We start from the raw sequence: 16,605 nt of genomic DNA on the forward strand, positions 1-16,605 counted from the left end.
GCGCGAGGTGTTTTACTCGTCACTCCACCCGGGGCGAGTGCGGGGTGTCGCTTTGTTCGGTTGCTGCCGAGCGAAGAGTGCCCTGCCTATCCAGCCGGACAATCCCGCGACACTGCATTACCTCGGTGTGTTATGTCTTCAACAGGGGCAGTACCAGCAGGCTGAAACCTTGGCGACGCGCTCGAACATGCGGGTTGGTCGCAACATCGAGCTAGGCAATCGCAACTTCCAATTGATCCAGGCGGCGCAGCAGGCCCAGGCTTCGAATACCCCACCCAAAGCCAAACTTGCCTCAAAGTAATGTGGACGTAACAGACGAGCGGGTGAAAACCCCGTTCCGTCGGTTGGTTCCCATGCGCCATTGAGCCTATACGCAGCCTTTGAGATTTGATGTAAATCAAGTCATGAGCGCTTCAGACTCTTAGAATCGAAGAAAAACCTACTGGTTGCCTGATCCTCTGGCGGAGAAGTTCATCAGCGATTTTCTGAGTGCCGAGCAGCTGCAGGGGCATGCCGTCCATGCTGAACCGGCCATGGACATTGGTGGCGAATCGCTGGTGTCTACACAGAGGCGGCCTGCGTCGAGTATCCACTCCACTGGAGATTTATCATGAGCCAGTATCAAAGCCTGTTACTGATCATCAACCCGGCCTTGCGCCATTCTCCAGCCATGAATCGTGCGGCAGCGCTGGCCAGGACCAGCGGCGCGAGTTTGCATATCGCGGCGCTGATACCCTCGTTCAAATGGTTATCGCTGCTTGAAGAAGGCGATCGAGAACTGGCTCGGGAGCGTTACCTGCAGGACCATCGCCACTGGTTCAAGGCTCAGGCCGAGAATTTGCGTGGCAGAGGGATCGAGGTAACCACCGAGGTGGCTTGGGCCGAGGACATCAAGCAGGACATCATTGATCACGTCACGGACATGCAGCCCGACTTGTTGATCAAGGAGGTTCAGCATGAGTCCGTGCTCAAACGGGCCTTCTTCACCCCGTTGGACTGGCATTTGTTGCGTCACTGTCCGGTGCCGGTCTATCTGGTGGGCGGGAGCGGCTTCGTTTTGCCCCGCAAGGTTGTAGCGGCGGTCGAGGTATCGGATATCGAGTCCGTCGACAACGAGCTGAATGACCGAATCATCAAGCAGGCTTGCAGTCTTGCCATGCAGTGCAATGCCGAGTTGCATTTGCTGTACGCCTGCGATATCTCGGCCGCTTATCTTGCGGACATGGGCGGCCTGGCACTTGCTGACCTTACCAAAGCGCTTCGCAGAGACCTGGAAAAGTCTTTCCTTGGGTTGGCAGGTCGGTTCGGGGTGCCCTCCGATCGTCGACATTTCATTGAAGGACATCCGGTCACGGTGTTGAGTGAGTTTGCTAATGAACACAACGTGGATGTGATCGTGATGGGTAGGGTCCAGTCCCATGGTGTGCACAAGCTTTTGGGCAGCACGACCGAGCATGTTCTGTATCAGGTGCCATGCTGCGTTCTGGCGGTCTAGATCGAGTCTGTACCAGGCTTGATGGCACACGGTCAGTTCGACAGTTGAGTCTGATACGAGTCAGAAAAGGGATTAGTTGCGCTTCCAGTACTTCTGCATTTCCAGAAACAGGAAGGATGCGGTCCATGTGATGAGCACCAGCCCGGTAAGGGCTTGTAGACCGGTCAAGTATTTGAGGTTGCCCACAGGCGAAATATCGCCGAAGCCGATCGTCGTGTACGTCGTAAAGGAAAAGTAAACGCAGTCCATCAGCGTACCGTCGAAGTTGCCCGTCAGGCTGCCCCATCTGCCGGAGTGCACCATCAGGTAATAGACCAGCGCAAAGCACCAGACCTCTATCGCGTGGGCCAGGAGGGCGCCGAATACTCCAACTACGATTCTGAAATGGCTCCACAGCTTGAGCCGGGGTAGCCAATCATTCAGGCGTAACAGACATTCATAGTGGATCACTACGGTGATGATGACCACCAGCGTATTGATCAGCGTGACTGCCAGCATGGCAAATCTCCAGCGAAAAGGGAGGCGGTGAATCAGAGTATTTCTACGCCTGGGAGCCGGAAAATCGTTGAGCTGAATCAACAAGGGGGTTTAGTAATCGAAAACCAGTCGTGCGTTAACGATAGCTGCTGATTAGTTTATAAAAGTCAGGACCTCCACGGCATAACGCCAAATAATCGAACTACAGCTCTCCAGTGCAGCAGGCCCGGCATCAACGATGCGGTGGCAGGCAGGTGACCACCGAAGTGGACTGGCGACTGCTACGCGAGTGTCCGACCCACCTGCACCTGGTTACCAGAATCCACAACCCACAACCCATAACCCATAGTGGACTCTCGGAGCCAACCGTTGGCTTTCTCCATAATCACATGAACCCAGCATGCTCCACGTAGCAATGCGTGCTATCAGCGATTATATTGCTGCAATCAGTGCATTAATGTCCTGCAATCAACCCGTCTTGTTCATCAGCAGATCAGTTCTCACACTGGGGCCACTCATTTGATAACGGCTTCTGACTGAAGGAGAAATGACCATGGTATCTGCGATCCGGTTCAACCAGCTCGGCAACCCTGAAGTACTGAACCTGGAGACACTGGGCGAACAAGCGCCAGGCCAAGGCGAGGTTTGGCTTGAGCAAGAGGCTGTAGGTGTCAACTTCCTCGACGTTACCCAGCGCAAGGGAGCGGTGCCCGTTGCGTTGCCATCTGGACTTGGGCTGGAGGGCGCTGGGCGTATCGCAGCTGTGGGGGCGGGTGTCAGCAACGTGCGAGTAGGGGATCGCGTGGCCTATGCCACCGGACCTATCGGTTCCTATGCTTCGGCCCGGCTTTATCCGGCAGAGCGGCTGGTCAAAATTCCGGATTCGCTGTCATTTGACGATGCCGCCGCCGTCATGTTCAAGGGCATCACTGCACAGTACCTGTTGAAAGCCACTTATCCTGTGGGGCCCGGCACAACCATGCTCCTCTACGGTGTGGCTGGAGGGTTGGGGGAAATCATGGTGCCGTGGGCCAGGCACTTGGGGGCCACGGTGATCGGCGTGGTTTCAAGGCAGGCCAGTGTCGAGAAAGCTCTGGCGTCGGGATGCGATGAAGTCCTGGTGTTCGATGCTGACAGCCTGGCTTGCGAGGTCGCTCGTATCACCGAGGGTAAAATGGTCGACGTCGTCTATGACCCGATAGGGCGTGTGTCTTTCCAGGCATCCCTGGATAGCTTGCGACCACGAGGACTGATGGTTTCGTTTGGCGCTTCATCAGGTGCGCCGTCAGCCGTGGAACTGTCGACACTCAATGCCAAAGGCTCGCTGTTCCTCACACGTCCTTCGTTGGCAGCCCATACGGCGAGTGCCTCCGAGTACCAGGAACGAGCGCAGGATGTGTTGGCCGCCATCGGTGCGGGAATTATCAAGCCTCGGGTTCGGGCAAGCTACTCTCTGGCTGACGCAGCATTGGCGCATGCGGACCTGGAGTCGGGGCGTTCATCGGGAGCGATCATTCTAAAACCATGAATCTTGATGTTCTGAACAATCAGTACAGTGACGAAATCGCTGCGTTTCTGGCCGTGGCCTCGCAAGGCTCATTTGTCGGGGCTGGCCGGCTATTACAGCGACACCCTACAGTCGTCTCGAAACGACTCGCCGCAATGGAAAAGCGCCTTGGCGTTCGGCTCGTGGAGCGCTCAACCCGGCAGGTGCGAATTACTGAAACAGGTGCCAGGCTGGAGCAGCGCCTTCGCTCGGCCATCGAGTTGATGGATGAAGCGCAGCAGCAAGCGTCCGAGGGCGCCAGCGAAATCCGCGGTACCTTGCGGCTTGCATTGCCAGCAGCCATGGGCCGGCGTTGGCTTGGCCCGATGCTGCCGGAGTTTCTCAAGGCTCATCCGCATGTCTCGATCCTCGCAGACTACAGCGAGCGTCTGGTCGACATCATTGATGAAGGTTTTGACGCGGCGATCCGAATCGGAGAACTGGAAGACAACCGGTTGATCGCCAAGAAACTGAGTGACCATCGCCGGATACTCTGTGCCTCACCTGCTTACATCAGACAGCACGGCATGCCCGAAACGCCACAGGACCTGATCAGGCACAATTGCCTTCGCTTCAGCGGCCTTGCGTCTTTTCCCCAGTGGAGACTCCATCGCGGCAATGAGCTGCAGACGGTTTCTCCCAAAGGAAACCTGACGGCCAATGACAGCGAATCATTACTGGCAGCGGCCAGCGCCGATGCCGGAATACTGGGTGCAGGTGACTGGTTGATGAGTCGTGATATTGCTGCCGGGAGGCTGTTGCATGTCCTTCCTGACTGGCAATTGGACACCGCTGGTGGGGTCTACCTGGTCAGGCCATCGGCCAAATTTCCGGGTGCCGTGGTCGTCGCGTTCAAACAATGGATCGAGTCAAAGTTTATCCCCACACCCCCATGGGCCATTTGACCGACAGACCTTCGGTGGGCCGACGGCTGCCGGTCGGGAAGGGCAGCAATCGACTCCCTTCAGTGGCTAATACCCGTGAATCAAAAGTAGTACCCGATATTGATGTTCGTTCGGTAGTACCACTGATTACTGCCTGTTGAACTGGTATTGGTAAACCCGGTGCCATTTTCTGCACCGCCGTAGGGGTTGGCGTTTTTTGCCCAGGTCAGGTCGACCCACGCCATGATCGGCATCGCGAGGAACTGTGCACCGACGGTGTACATCTGCGAGTCGTCCCAACCGCTCTTGTCTTTCATCATGCGGCTGTAGTCGTTGTACAGTTTGATTTTCTTCAACTGTCCCAGTTTCGGCGTGGGGATGTCGTAGCTGACGTTCAGCGAAGCGATGGTGGCTTTGGCGGCAATCAGGTAAGCGGGCGTCAACCCGTTGCCGCCCATGAGTATTGAATCGTCGCTGACGCCGCTCGGGTTTTTCGGGTCGTATTCGTAGCGAATGCCTTGGGTGCTGACGGTCCATTGGCCGGCGTTGATGATGGCGTGGATGCCGCCGGCCCAATAGTCGCCGTCATCCTTGGTGGTGGCGTTATAGAGCTGGGCAGTGGCCAGCGATGCGCCGACTTCGGTTTTCCAGCCATCGTTGACAAAGGTCCGCGCGACACGTGCGTTTAACTGGTTGTGTTTCTCGTTATCCTGGCGCGACTGGATAAAGGGAATCGCATTGTCCTTGAGATCGGCGAAACGGCCGACCTCCGGCGAGTAGCGGATGTCGGAAGGCAACATGCGCGGGAAGTACCCCAGCTGCAGGTCCCAGTCCTTGTCCTTGTAGCTGTACTTCAAACCGGTGCCGGCGCTGACGCCGTAACCCATGAAGAAGGGCAGGTGATAGCTCCAGCCGAATTGCGGGTAGGGTTCCAGTCCGAAAGGTTTGAACGGCGCGCCCACTTGCAGATTGGAATTGCTGTTCAGGCGATAGCCAACGAAACCGCGATCGATGGAACGTTTACCGTCGTCCTGGAACCAGTAGCCGACATCACTGTAGAGGTTCTTGTAAGTCGCTTGCACATCGATACGGAAGGTGTCGAACAGAAACCGGCCATTGTTCTCGGTGGTGTCCCAATGCTCATCGCGATAGTTGGTGCGCAAGGCGCCGCCGATGTCCAGGCTGCTTCGGCCGTCCTCGCTACGCCAGGCGATATGCGGAAACGGCTTTTTCGCGGTGGCCGATGACTCTGGCGCAGCAGGACCGGGTTCGCCTGCGAAGCTGAGGCAACTGCTCATCAACAGTCCCAGACCTATAACGTAATTCTTCATGCTGACTTCCCCTGCAATGTTGAGCGCTACAAAGTGACCGGCAACACTTCTCCGCTTGCCTCTAAAGTGGCAATGGCTGGAAACGTTCGAATGTTGCTATGTGGCGTGGGTTTTTATTTTTACTGTTTCATAGGTAATACGGCGTCTGACATATGAATCTGATAGATATAGAGCAGAAACTATGCCAAGTGTTGATTGCACTTCCTGTCAGGAATAAACCTAGTAAAAACAATTGTTTATATAGGAAACGCATTTCCTTGTATTGCCCGTGAAACGTGAGGTTGCGGGGGTAACCAAAGTGCACGTTAACTGTGCGTTGTAACTTCACGCGCATAAAAAAGGCCGACAAAAAGTCGGCCTGTTTAATGGGTGAAATAGAGGTGTTACAGGTCGAGCACCAGTCGCCGACTCTTGCAGCCGGATACGCACACCATCATTGATTTATTCGCGGCACGCTCGGCTTTGGTCAGCACGCCGTCACGGTGGTCGACATCACCCTCCAGCACCCGCGTTTCGCAGGAACCACAAACGCCTTCGCGACAGCTGTACTCGATGTCACAACCGGCCTCTAGCAACACATCGAGCAAACTCAGGCCCGGTTCGATCGACAGTGTCTTGCCGGATTTTTTCAGCTCGACGCTGTAACTGCTCTGCGCGTCTTCGGACGGCGGCAGTTCAGCCGCGGCGAAACGCTCGATATGCGCATGGGGATAACCCAGGCCTTCGCAGGTGCTTTCGAAGGCATCGAGCATCGGTGTCGGACCGCAGCAATAAAAATGCGTGTCGTCGGGCTGGCCTGCCAGGTAGGCGCTCAGGTCCGGCGGCATGCCTTTTTCGTCATTGAAGTGGTAAACCACCTTGGCGCTCAGGCCGCCGAGTTCTTCCACCAGTGCCGCTTCCTGCCGCGAACGGGCGCAGTAGATCAGTTCGGCAGATTTTCCCAGTGCCAGCAATTGGCGGAACATGCAGTAAATCGGCGTGATACCGATACCGCCGGCTACCAGCACGCTGTGCCTGGCGCTCAGGTCGAGCTGGAAGTTATTGCGCGGTGCCGAAATCGGCAGTTGCATGCCGACCCGCAGTTGCCCATGTACATATTCCGAACCACCACGGCTGTTGCGATCACGCAGGATGCCGACCACATAGCGGCCTCGATCGCTCGGCGAGTTGAGTAGCGAGTAGCTGCGCACCAGCCCGTTGGGCAGATGCAGATCAATGTGCGATCCGGCTTCGAACGGGGCGAATACCGTGTCGCCTTGGGGCCGCAACTCGACACTGATGATGCCTTCGGCTTCGTAGCGCAGAGTATGCACAAGCGCGGTGAGGGGGGAGGAATGGGACATCGGTCACCTCTTTTCGACAGTTCGCAAATCGAGATCGAGACGCGCGCCGGCCTCGATCTCCACCCGCAGTTCGGGAAACACCAGCGCGCTCACTTCGACCAGCGTGGAGGTCGGGAACAACGCGTGACCGGCGAAGAAGTCGCGACGCGCGCGACCCACTTGGTCCTTGTCGGCAATGGCGGTGACATACACCGTGAGCCGGTAGATATTGCCGACATGCCCACCGGCCGCTTCGACCAGCGCCCGAACCTTGCCCAGCACCACCAGGGTCTGGGCATAGGCATCAAGCGGCGCGCCGGATTCAGCGGCCAGGCACGTGGCGGGATGACCGGTCATGCCGGACATCACCACCTCGTTGCCGATCAGCAAGGCATTCGACCAGCTGTTGCTGGCCGACTCGTTCAGCGAGTCGGCCTGAACACGTTGCACCGCTGCGTTCATGACAATTGCTTCGCGTCGATCAGCTCCAGTTGGGCCTTGGCTGCGTTTTTCAGGTAGCGACGCAGGCGCACCACACCGAGGTCATGCTGGTAGAGGTTTTCCCGCTGGTTGGCGTCTGGCTCCATGAATTCGAGCAGCGTCCGATCCTGTTCCAGCACCGCCCAGTGACGCGCTTCCAGACGGTTCTTGTAGAGGAACCGCCAGGTGTCGCGTTGCCAGCCGGTCAGTGGGCGGCAACGCCAGTGGAACACCGCCGACATGGAAGGGCCGCTCGGCGTGTAGCTGCCGATGATGGTGAAGTTGCCGCCCGGGCCGCCGGTTTTCGGATAGGGGATTTCCAGGCGCAGCCAGTGGCAGCTGTCGTCCATGAATTCGGTCCAGTCGAAGTTCACCCCGCGCTGGCCCTCTTTCTCGAAGAAGAAACCTTTGTCGGTGTCGCGGGTGACAAATTTGGCGGTGGCTTCGCCTTCGCTCATGGAGTGCGACATCTTGTGCAGGTAGGTACCGTGCATCGGGTCCATGACGTTGTCGATGACGTAGCGGTAGTCGCCTTTCCACTCGGCGTAGCAGACGAAGCTGCTCCACTCCGGGGAAGTCAGCTGTTCGGGCAGCACCAGTTCCGGTGGGCTTTCAACGTGCGGTTCGGCAGCGTTGTAGAGAAAGATCGCGCCAGCGGCTTCACGGGTGTGGAACATCCGCGTTGGGCGACTGCCTTCGAGTTTGCAACCGGGGCTGCCGGGAACTTTGGTGACGGTACCGTCGCAGCGCACTTCGACGCCGTGATAAGGGCATTGCAGACGATCACCCAATACCGGGCCCTGGGACAACGGCGCGCCGCGATGAGGGCAATGGTCTTCCAGGGCATGCACGCTGCCGTCATTGTCACGCCACAAGGCAATCTTGTAGCCCAGTCGACGGATCGACACCGGCTTCTCGCCCAGTTGGTCGCTCGGCATGACCGGGAACCAGAGGTTCTTCAAGCCATTTGCCAGGAGGTTTTCTACAGGATCAACGGTTGTGTTCATATTCATTTCTTATTTACCTCCGGCGGGTCATTCGCCCAGCCGAGCCATCAGGGTTTTATAGGCATCCGGTGTCCACTCGCCGGTGGTCAGGGGGCAGGGCGGACCCGCCAGGTTCAGGTGCGCGAGCAGGTCGGGCAACTCTGTCACCCCATTGCCGAAGGCGCGTTCGATGGAGTCGCCCAGCAACTCTTCGAACTGGGTGTTGGGGCGCTTGCGGGCCTGATTGGGCTGCAGGTAGGGTTCGGTATTGCTCATTTCATTGACCTCCGTTGCGTACCCGTTCGCGGATCGTTTCGCGCACGGGGATAAAGTCATACGTCGGGAAGACTTCGGTGCTGAACACGCCCCAGGCCGAGCGTTCGAGCTCGACGTTGAGGGGCGGCAGCAGGCTCGGCGGCAAACGCAGGGTGACGATCTGGCCCAGGCCCATGGCCACGGTCCAGGACACCACCTCGACGCCTTGCGGGGGAAAGCGCTCCCACCAGTCCTGCTGTTTCATGTGCCGCTGAATGTCTTCCAGGTTTTTCGATTGGTCGTGCTTGAGCAGCACGGTCACCAGCAAGGTTTCGCTCATGCTCGTGACCTGCTCAGGGCTTCGGTTTGTCAGTCAGGAACTTGCCTTGCGGCGCCTCGACGTTTTGCTGGCGGCGGGTATTGCCATCGATGCCGCCGGCAATCGCCCATTCGGCGAAGACTGTCGGGCCGGGTTCGAAAGTGCGTGGCTGCCATTCGCCGGTCAGTTGGTCTTCGTCGGCGTAGTACTCGACCAGCGCACCAGCCGGGTTCTTGAAGTACCAGAAGAACGCCGAAGACACCGGGTGCCGCCCCGGGCCGATTTCCGTGGCCCAGCCGCTGCGGGATATGTGCATGCCGCCGCCGAACACTTCGTGCACGTCGCGCACGGTGAAGGCGACGTGGTTCAGGCCGGCGCGAGGGGCGGGCAGTTGCAGCATGAACAGATCGTGGTGGCCGCCTTCTTCAGCGGTGCGCAGGAACGCGCCGCGATCCGGATAGCGGTCTGAGGCCTGGAAGCCGAAGCGCTCGTGATAGAAGGCTTCGCAGGCGTTGACGTCCTTGACGAAAAACACCACATGCCCGACCTCGATCGGCGTCGCGCGTTCGTAGACCGGCGCAGCCTTGTTGATCCGGCCCTTGGTTTGCCAGGTGTTATGGCCGCTGCACTCGATCTGCAATTCACGCTTGCGGGTCACCTGCAGACGGATCGCCAGGCCATTGGGGTCGGTGCAACCGATACGGCCGTTCGCTTCGATGAAGCCCGGATCGTTGGCAATTCGCTCGCTGTAGAATTTCAGGTCGGCATCGCTTTCGACACCCCAGACCACTTCGCGCACGGTCGAACCGGGCTCGATGGCCGGCGGCAGGCCGGCCTTGTTGATGTCGGCGAGCACCACGCGGCAACCGTTGAGGGTTTCGAAGATGACCTCGTCGGGTTGCTCGCTGACTTTGCTCAGGCCCCAGTCACTGAAAAACCGTGCGCTGGTGTCCAGGTCCTCGACACCGTAGGTGACTTCATCAATGCCTAAAACGCTCATAACCCTACCTCTCGTTGCACACCGGCCCAGGCCAGTGGCTGTTCATTCATGCCCCAATAAAGGCTTTTCTGTTCCATGTACTGCAGGATGCCGAGGCGCCCTTTTTCACGGCCCAGGCCACTGTCACGCCAGCCACCGAACGGGGTGGAAATCGAGAACTGCTTGTAGGTGTTGATCCACACCGTACCGGCCTGGATTTTTCGACCCAGCGCCCAGGCGCGTTTGTAGTCGCCGGTCCAGATGCCAGCGGCGAGGGCGTACAGGCTGTCGTTGGCCTGCTCCAGCAATTGCGCTTCGTCGTCGAACGGCATGGCCACCAGCACCGGGCCGAAGATTTCTTCCTGGCACACCTGCTGGCTGTTGTTCAAACCTTCGAGGATGGTCGGGGGGTAGTAGTAACCCTGGTCGTAAACGCCGCCGCTCGGGCGCTTGCCACCGAGCAGCAGACGTCCGCCTTCGGCCAGCCCCAGCGCCACATAGCGTTCCACCGACTCGCGGTGACCGGCGCTGATCAGCGGGCCCATTTGCGTACGCTCGTCCGCCGGATCACCGACACGCAACTCGGCCGCCGCCGCCACCAGGCGCGCCATGAACGGCTCATACAGTGCGCGGGCGACGAACAACCGCGAACCGGCGATGCAGGCTTCGCCCGAAGAACTGAAGATGCCGTACAACACACCGGCCACCGCATGGTTGAGGTCGGCGTCATCGAGGACGATGGTCGGCGATTTACCGCCCAGTTCCAGTGACACCGGCATCATCTTGTCGGCGGCGATGTGGGCAATGTGCTTGCCGGTTTTGGTGCCACCGGTGAACGACACGCGCTTGACCAGCGGGTGACGGGTCAGCGCATCGCCGAGCAGCGAGCCCTTGCCCGGCAGCACGCTGAGCAGGCCTTTGGGCAACCCGGCGTCTTCGCAGATGCGCGCCAGTTGCAAGGCCATCAGCGGAGTGATTTCCGCAGGCTTGATGACCACCGCATTACCGGCGGCCAGGGCCGGGGCGACTTTCTGCGCTTCGCTGGCAATCGGTGAGTTCCACGGTGTAATCGCGGCGATCACACCCATCGGCTCGTAAACGCTCATGCTGACGAAATCACCACGGGACGGCGTGATGGTTTCTTCGAGGGTTTCACAGGCCGCGGCGAAGAACTGGAAGGTGCCGGCCGCGCTGGCCACCAGGGCTCGGGTTTCGTTGATCGGCTTGCCATTGTCCTGGCGCTGCAATTGCGCCAGTTCTTCACTGCGCTCACGGATCAGCTCGGCAATGCGGTACAGCACGCCGGCGCGTTCATGAGGTTTGCGCTGCGCCCAGCCGCTGTGCAGAAACGCCTGGTGAGCGCCTTGCACGGCCTCTTCAACGTCTTCGACACTGGCGGCGTTGAGCCAGGCAACGGCTTCGCCGGTGGCGGGGTAGCACGTGGCATAGCGATCACCGCGCCCCAGTCGCCATTCGCCGGCAATGCAGATCGGTAAAGTCTGTTCGAGAGTCATCGCAGTCCCCTAAATCGAAATCGCGTGGGCGTGGTTGCCCAAGGCGCGGACGACGCTGTAAACGGTCAACGCCGAGGTCTTCGGGTTGGCCAGCAGCGGTTTGCCACGCAGGCTCAGTTCGAACCCGCCAAAGGCGCCGCGGGCTTCGAAGTGATGGACGTTTTCCTCGCTCAGCGGGTCGGCGATCAGGGTCACATGGGTGCGATCCAGGCCGAGACCGGCCAGCGACAAGGTCGCGGCGACGTTGGCGTTTTTCGGGTAAAGGTGGGCCGCTTCGCGGGCGCTGCCCTGAAAAATCACCGTGGCTTCGGTAAGGCTGTCCAGGTCAAAGGCCTGTTCAGCCGGGGTGTTTTTCCAGGCGCGCGCCGGTTTGCGTCCGGTGTAGTTCACCGCGTCCAGGCCGCCGACCTTGGCCGCCGACAAGGCGTCGATACCGCCGATGGCGCCGGGCAGCAATTCGATGCGGGTCTGACCGCGTTCGGCTGCCGCCTCCAGGCGCTCCACCAGGCCGACTTCGGACAGCGCGCCGACCGAGACGATCAGGCAGGCAATGCCACGTTCCAGCGCCGGCAACACATGTTCTTCGATGGCCTTGTGACCGGCGCACTCGACCAACAGGTCGGGGCGCGCGTCGGCCGGTAGCGCCGTCAGCACTTGCGGTGGTTGCTTGAAACTGGTCAGCCTCTGACGTACAAGCTCTTCGGAACCGGCCGAGGCGATGACGTAGTCGACGCACAACTGCGGGTCTTTCTCCAGCAGTTCGAGCACGCCGACGCCAATGGCGCCGCAGCCGATCATAGTGATATGCAACATGGCGAAGTCCTCAGGCCGTGGCTTTTTGCGCTTTGGTTTCGCTGTTGGGCGGACCGGCGAACTGGGTGGCGAAGCTGCCGACACTGAGCATGTCGACTTCCAGCAGGAACGGTCCGGGCTGCGCGATCGCACCGTCGACGACCTTGCCGAAATCCTTCAGGTCGGTGACCAGGCCATGGCGCAGGTTCAGCGACTCGGCCAGCTTGGAATAATCCGGCGTGTGCAGGTCGACGTAGCAGTGGCGACTGCCGTACACCGCGTCCTGAATGTTGCGGATGACGCCGTAGCGCTGATCGTTCATCAGCAGAATCACCACGTTGGCGTTCTCTTGCACCAGCGTTGCCAGCTCGCCGAGGTTGAGAATGAAACCGCCGTCACCGGCCAGGGCGAAGACCTTGCGCTCAGGTGCCGTTTCCGCTGCCGCAACGGCCGCGCCAATGCCCATCGACAAACCCTGGCCAATTCCACCGCCCAATGCATGCACGCCGGCACGCGGGTGGAACAGGGTCAGCAGGCGGTTGCCCCAGATGCTGTTGGACAGCGTGACGTCGCGCACCCACGAGAAGTTGCGTCCGGTGAGCGCTTGCAGCTGTTCGACCATGGCCGAGTACGGGCCGAGGTCGGCGATCAGTTGCGTGCGGGATTTTTCACGCACGTGCTTGAGCTCGGCGAGGAACGTCGGGTCGATTTGCAGGCGACCTTCCAGGCGATCCGCCAGGCCTTCCAGCGCCAGTGCCGAATCGCCGCAGATGAACAATTCGCTGTTGTAGCTGCGACCTTCGATGGCCGGGTTGGCGTCGATGCGCAGGGTGTTGCGTGGCAACTTCAGCGCGTATTTGAACGTCTCGTTGCTGCGCAGTCGGGAACCGGCGATCAGCAGGGCGTCGCAGCTTTGCAGGAATTGCTCGACCAGTTTGTTTTGCGAGAACGCACCGAGGCAGCGCTCGTCGTCTTCGTTGACCACACCGCGACCTTGTGTCGAGGTGATCACGCCGACGCCCATGTCCAGCAGGCGCTTGACTTGCGGGCCGGCATGCCGCGCGCCGCCGCCGAGCCACAACAGGGGACGGGTGGCCGTGGCCAGGCGCTCGGCCACCAGGTCCAGCGCGTCAGGTGCGGGCACGGCAACGGGAACCGGCAGCGGCGACAGGTCGGTCGGCATCGGGATGAATGTCGACTGGATGTCGATCGGGATTTCAACGCTGACCGGCCCGGTCGGTGCGGTCAAAGCGGTTTGCACGGCCAGCTTCATGGTGCTGAGTGCGGTTTCGACGCTGCGCACGCGGAACGCGGCTTTCGACACAGCCTTGAGCATGGTCAACTGGTCGCGGGCTTCGTGGATGTAAGCGAATTCCTGGTCCAGGTACGGCGTTTCAATCTGCCCGGTGATGTGCAGCAGCGGCGTGCCGGCGGTCAGCGCTTCGACCATCGCCCCGGCGGCGTTACCGGCCGCGGTGCCGGTGGACGTCAGGCAAACACCCAGGCCACCGGTGGTACGGGCGTAGGCGTCGGCCATGTTGGTGGCGCCGGCTTCACCGCGGGCCATGACGAAACGGATGTTGCCGCGCACGGCGAACGCATCGAGGATCGGCATGTTGTGGATCGAGATCACACCGAACGCGGCCTTGACGTCGCATTGCTCGAGAAACGCGGTGATGGCAGCGCCAACGGTGACAGTATTTTCATTACGCATGGCGGGACAGGCCTCCAGAAACATCGATATGGCTGCCTGTGGTGTAAGCCGACAGAGGCGAGGCCAGAAACAGGATTGCGCGGGCCACTTCAATCGGCAGGCCCAGGCGTCCCAAGGGAATGTGTTTGCGTTGTGCCAGCTGAGCGGTCCATTGGGCCCAGTCCAGATCCCGCTCTTCGCGGGCTTCGAAACGTCGGCGCCATTGCCCGGACTCGACCAGGCCAATGAGGATGCCGTTGACCCGAATGCCTTCGACGGCAAATTCGGTGGCCATCGAACGCACCAGGTTCATCACCCCGGCGCGCGCGGCCGAGGTGGCGACCATGTGCGGTTCCGGCTGGCTGGCCAGCAGCGAATTGACACAGACGATGGCCGCGTTCGCTTCACCTTGCAGCTGTGCCTTGAAGGCGCGGACCGGGTTGATGACCGAGAAAAACTTCAGGTTCAGTTCTTCGGTCCAGGCGCTGTCCGTGGTCTCGGCGAAGGTCGACACGCGACCTTGCCCGGCGTTGTTGATCAGCACGCTGGCCGGCCCCAATGCCGCAAGGCTGGCGGCGGCGAAGGCGTTGACCGAGTCGGCGTCAAGGACGTTGCAGACCTGAGCCAGCAATCGCGCCTCGGGAAAGCGCTGACGTAATTTGTCTTCGGCGCCGCGCAAGCGATCTTCGTCGCGCCCGCAGAAGGCCACGGCCGCGCCGGCTTCGAGCAACAGCTCGACGCAGGCCAAGCCAATGCCCGAAGAACCACCGGTGACAATCGCGGTGCTGTCTTGCAGTTGATAGAGACTCATCTCAATCCCTCATCAGAGCCGTTACGCGGTTGTGGCCGTCGTGGCCAGTCGCAGTGTTGTAATCGAGCAACCGCGACAGTTCGTCGGCGCTGCGACGTACTTGCAGGAGCAATTCGTTGAAGTTGACGTGAGCGATCTGAGTGGTGGGAATCGTCACACCCAGCGCCGCGACGATCTGCCCGGATTGATCGCGCACCGGGGCGGCGACGGTCGAGATCGCCGACTCGAAGAAGCCTTCACCGCTGATAAATCCGCGCTGACGGTCGGCTTGAACCATGTCAAACAACTCCATCACGGTTTTCGGCGTGCAGGGCGAGAACTGTTCCAGATGATCTTCCGGGTACAGCTCGCGCAATTCGGCCAGCGACAGGTCTTCGAGCAGGATGCGGCCAAGAACGGTGGCGTGGGCGGGCAGGCGGGTGCCGACGTTCACCGCGGTGGAGAACACCGACGGCGGCGAGACCTTGGCCACGTAGACGATCGAGCGGCCGTCGCGCACCACCAGATTGCTCGGGTAGTTGAGGCGGTCGCACAAGCGGGCCAGCAGCGGTTGACCGAGCTCGGTCAGTTCCAGTGAGGCGAGGTACTCGAAGCCCAGGCGCAGCACCGACATGCCGAGGCGGTATTCGTTGCCGCTGCGGGTCACGAAGCCCATGGTTTCCAGGGTCGTCAGCAGACGAAAGATCGTCGAGCGCGGCAGCGACAGGCGTCGGGCCAGTTCCGGCGCGGTCAGCGTGCGATTGCGCCGGCTGAATTCGCACAGCAGCAGCAGGCCGCGCTCCAGGCCTGGCACGATGTATTTGTCCTGAGCGTCCTTCAGCAGATCTGAATCGTTCATAGCGATGCACCTGTCAGGGATTCTTTGATAGCGAAGGCCAGGCGGCCTGCCACTACACAAGGTTGTTCGATGGGGCTGGCGTGCCCGGCATCTTTGATAAGGTCGAAAGTACCGCCCAGGGCCTTGGCCAGGGTCAGGCAGCTGTCGGGAGCCGTGATGCCGTCGGCTTCGCCGCAATGCACTTCGCACGGCATTGAAAGCGGTGCATGGCGCAGCAGGTCCTCGCCGCACAGCAGTTCTATGGCCTGGCGATAACCCTCTGGCTTGAGCCGCGCCATGTTCCACTGCACCCAGGCCTGTGCCTGAGGGCTGGCAGCGGGGGAGAGCATGTAGGCACTGCGCTGCTCGGCGATGTGTTGAATGCCCAGCTGTTCCAGGGCGCGCAGGCGTTTGTTGCGCACTTCCTGGCGCTGCACGGCGCGTGATGGATGGCCATAGCCCTGCGCCGGGCTGATCAACACCAGGCGGCTGATGCGCTGTTGGTGCACGCCGCTGGCGAAAGCGATGGCGGTAATCGCCCCGAGGGAATGCCCCACCAGCACGCAGCGCTGGATGCCCAGCGCGTCGAGCATCTGCAGCAGCCGTTCGGCATAATCCGAAGCATCGGGGGCCAAGGCTCTGAGCGGCGTGGAGTCGCCGTAGCCGGGCGCGTCCCAGGCAATCACCCGGGCGCTGCGGCCAAGTTCCTGCGCCACCTCTAACCACGACGCCGAGCCCGAGCCAATCCCGTGCAACAACACAATGGCAGGACCGCTTCCGCATTCGCGAAAGGCCTGGCGTGCGCCCGCGATCTCCAGCGTGCGCTGGGGAAAGTCCCGGGCCAATTGAGCCTGGAGACCGGCGGTGAGCCGCGGGGCGAGATTATCGATGGCGTGTGACATGG

The 16,605-nt window shown here is 60.4% G+C and carries 17 protein-coding genes and 1 pseudogene; 4 read left to right on the forward strand and 14 right to left on the reverse strand.

Annotated features, from left to right (window positions below; all coding sequences use genetic code 11):
• Window positions 1-79: 79 nt before the first annotated feature.
• Window positions 80-286: pseudogene (locus tag KGB28_RS03380) on the forward strand (hypothetical protein); the annotation flags it as partial.
• Window positions 287-610: 324 nt separating this feature from the next.
• A complete protein-coding gene (locus KGB28_RS03385) occupies window positions 611-1,495 on the forward strand; it encodes a universal stress protein (protein WP_223442316.1) in 885 nt (294 codons plus the stop codon).
• A gap of 72 nt (window positions 1,496-1,567) precedes the next feature.
• Here the strand turns inward: KGB28_RS03385 and KGB28_RS03390 are convergent, their stop codons facing one another.
• Window positions 1,568-1,993 carry a potassium channel family protein gene (locus KGB28_RS03390; protein ID WP_223442318.1) on the reverse strand — a complete coding sequence of 142 codons (426 nt, stop codon included), beginning with the start codon at window positions 1,991-1,993 and terminating at the stop codon, window positions 1,568-1,570.
• A 532-nt stretch (window positions 1,994-2,525) separates the two neighbouring features.
• On the opposite strand from KGB28_RS03390, the gene KGB28_RS03400 reads away from it, so the two are divergent.
• Window positions 2,526-3,500: a quinone oxidoreductase family protein gene (locus KGB28_RS03400; RefSeq protein ID WP_223442320.1), complete on the forward strand. Its 975-nt coding sequence runs from the start codon at window positions 2,526-2,528 to the stop codon at window positions 3,498-3,500.
• Window positions 3,497-4,423, forward strand: coding sequence for a LysR family transcriptional regulator (locus tag KGB28_RS03405; RefSeq protein ID WP_223442322.1), 927 nt, complete (start codon window positions 3,497-3,499; stop codon window positions 4,421-4,423). Before KGB28_RS03400 ends, KGB28_RS03405 begins: the two co-directional genes overlap by 4 nt.
• 80 nt (window positions 4,424-4,503) lie before the next feature.
• On the opposite strand, the gene KGB28_RS03410 is transcribed toward KGB28_RS03405, so the two are convergent.
• The 13 genes from KGB28_RS03410 to KGB28_RS03470 all read right to left on the reverse strand — a co-directional run bounded on the left by KGB28_RS03410 (window position 4,504) and on the right by KGB28_RS03470 (window position 16,603).
• Window positions 4,504-5,733, reverse strand: coding sequence for a hypothetical protein (locus tag KGB28_RS03410; RefSeq protein WP_223442331.1), 1,230 nt, complete (start codon window positions 5,731-5,733; stop codon window positions 4,504-4,506).
• A 383-nt stretch (window positions 5,734-6,116) separates the two neighbouring features.
• Window positions 6,117-7,076 carry a PDR/VanB family oxidoreductase gene (locus KGB28_RS03415; protein WP_223442333.1) on the reverse strand — a complete coding sequence of 320 codons (960 nt, stop codon included), beginning with the start codon at window positions 7,074-7,076 and terminating at the stop codon, window positions 6,117-6,119.
• Between the two features lie 3 nt (window positions 7,077-7,079).
• Complete coding sequence (locus KGB28_RS03420; protein WP_223442335.1) at window positions 7,080-7,517, reverse strand: Rid family hydrolase; 438 nt, start codon at window positions 7,515-7,517, stop codon at window positions 7,080-7,082.
• A complete protein-coding gene (locus tag KGB28_RS03425) occupies window positions 7,514-8,548 on the reverse strand; it encodes a Rieske 2Fe-2S domain-containing protein (RefSeq protein ID WP_223442336.1) in 1,035 nt (344 codons plus the stop codon). The genes KGB28_RS03420 and KGB28_RS03425 overlap by 4 nt, the downstream gene beginning before the upstream one ends.
• A 21-nt stretch (window positions 8,549-8,569) precedes the next feature.
• Window positions 8,570-8,797: a recombinase-like helix-turn-helix domain-containing protein gene (locus KGB28_RS03430; protein ID WP_150725541.1), complete on the reverse strand. Its 228-nt coding sequence runs from the start codon at window positions 8,795-8,797 to the stop codon at window positions 8,570-8,572.
• A gap of 1 nt (window position 8,798) precedes the next feature.
• On the reverse strand, window positions 8,799-9,116 hold the full coding sequence (locus tag KGB28_RS03435) for a hypothetical protein (RefSeq protein WP_223442339.1): 318 nt from the start codon (window positions 9,114-9,116) through the stop codon (window positions 8,799-8,801).
• A gap of 13 nt (window positions 9,117-9,129) precedes the next feature.
• Complete coding sequence (locus tag KGB28_RS03440; RefSeq protein WP_223442342.1) at window positions 9,130-10,095, reverse strand: VOC family protein; 966 nt, start codon at window positions 10,093-10,095, stop codon at window positions 9,130-9,132.
• A complete protein-coding gene (locus KGB28_RS03445; protein ID WP_223442345.1) occupies window positions 10,092-11,588 on the reverse strand; it encodes an aldehyde dehydrogenase in 1,497 nt (498 codons plus the stop codon). Before KGB28_RS03445 ends, KGB28_RS03440 begins: the two co-directional genes overlap by 4 nt.
• A gap of 9 nt (window positions 11,589-11,597) precedes the next feature.
• A complete protein-coding gene (locus KGB28_RS03450; protein WP_150756352.1) occupies window positions 11,598-12,401 on the reverse strand; it encodes an aspartate dehydrogenase in 804 nt (267 codons plus the stop codon).
• A 10-nt stretch (window positions 12,402-12,411) separates the two neighbouring features.
• Complete coding sequence (locus KGB28_RS03455) at window positions 12,412-14,094, reverse strand: thiamine pyrophosphate-binding protein (RefSeq protein ID WP_223442348.1); 1,683 nt, start codon at window positions 14,092-14,094, stop codon at window positions 12,412-12,414.
• Window positions 14,087-14,884 (reverse strand): SDR family oxidoreductase, encoded by a 798-nt coding sequence (locus tag KGB28_RS03460; protein ID WP_223442351.1) that lies wholly within the window; start codon window positions 14,882-14,884, stop codon window positions 14,087-14,089. The genes KGB28_RS03455 and KGB28_RS03460 overlap by 8 nt, the downstream gene beginning before the upstream one ends.
• 1 nt (window position 14,885) lies before the next feature.
• A complete protein-coding gene (locus tag KGB28_RS03465; RefSeq protein WP_223442354.1) occupies window positions 14,886-15,722 on the reverse strand; it encodes an IclR family transcriptional regulator in 837 nt (278 codons plus the stop codon).
• Window positions 15,719-16,603, reverse strand: coding sequence for an alpha/beta fold hydrolase (locus tag KGB28_RS03470; RefSeq protein WP_223442356.1), 885 nt, complete (start codon window positions 16,601-16,603; stop codon window positions 15,719-15,721). Before KGB28_RS03470 ends, KGB28_RS03465 begins: the two co-directional genes overlap by 4 nt.
• Window positions 16,604-16,605: the final 2 nt, after the last annotated feature.

Origin of the sequence: Pseudomonas sp. BF-R-19, from assembly GCF_019956445.1 — a bacterium.
Taxonomy (GTDB): Bacteria; Pseudomonadota; Gammaproteobacteria; order Pseudomonadales; family Pseudomonadaceae; genus Aquipseudomonas; species Aquipseudomonas fluorescens_BH.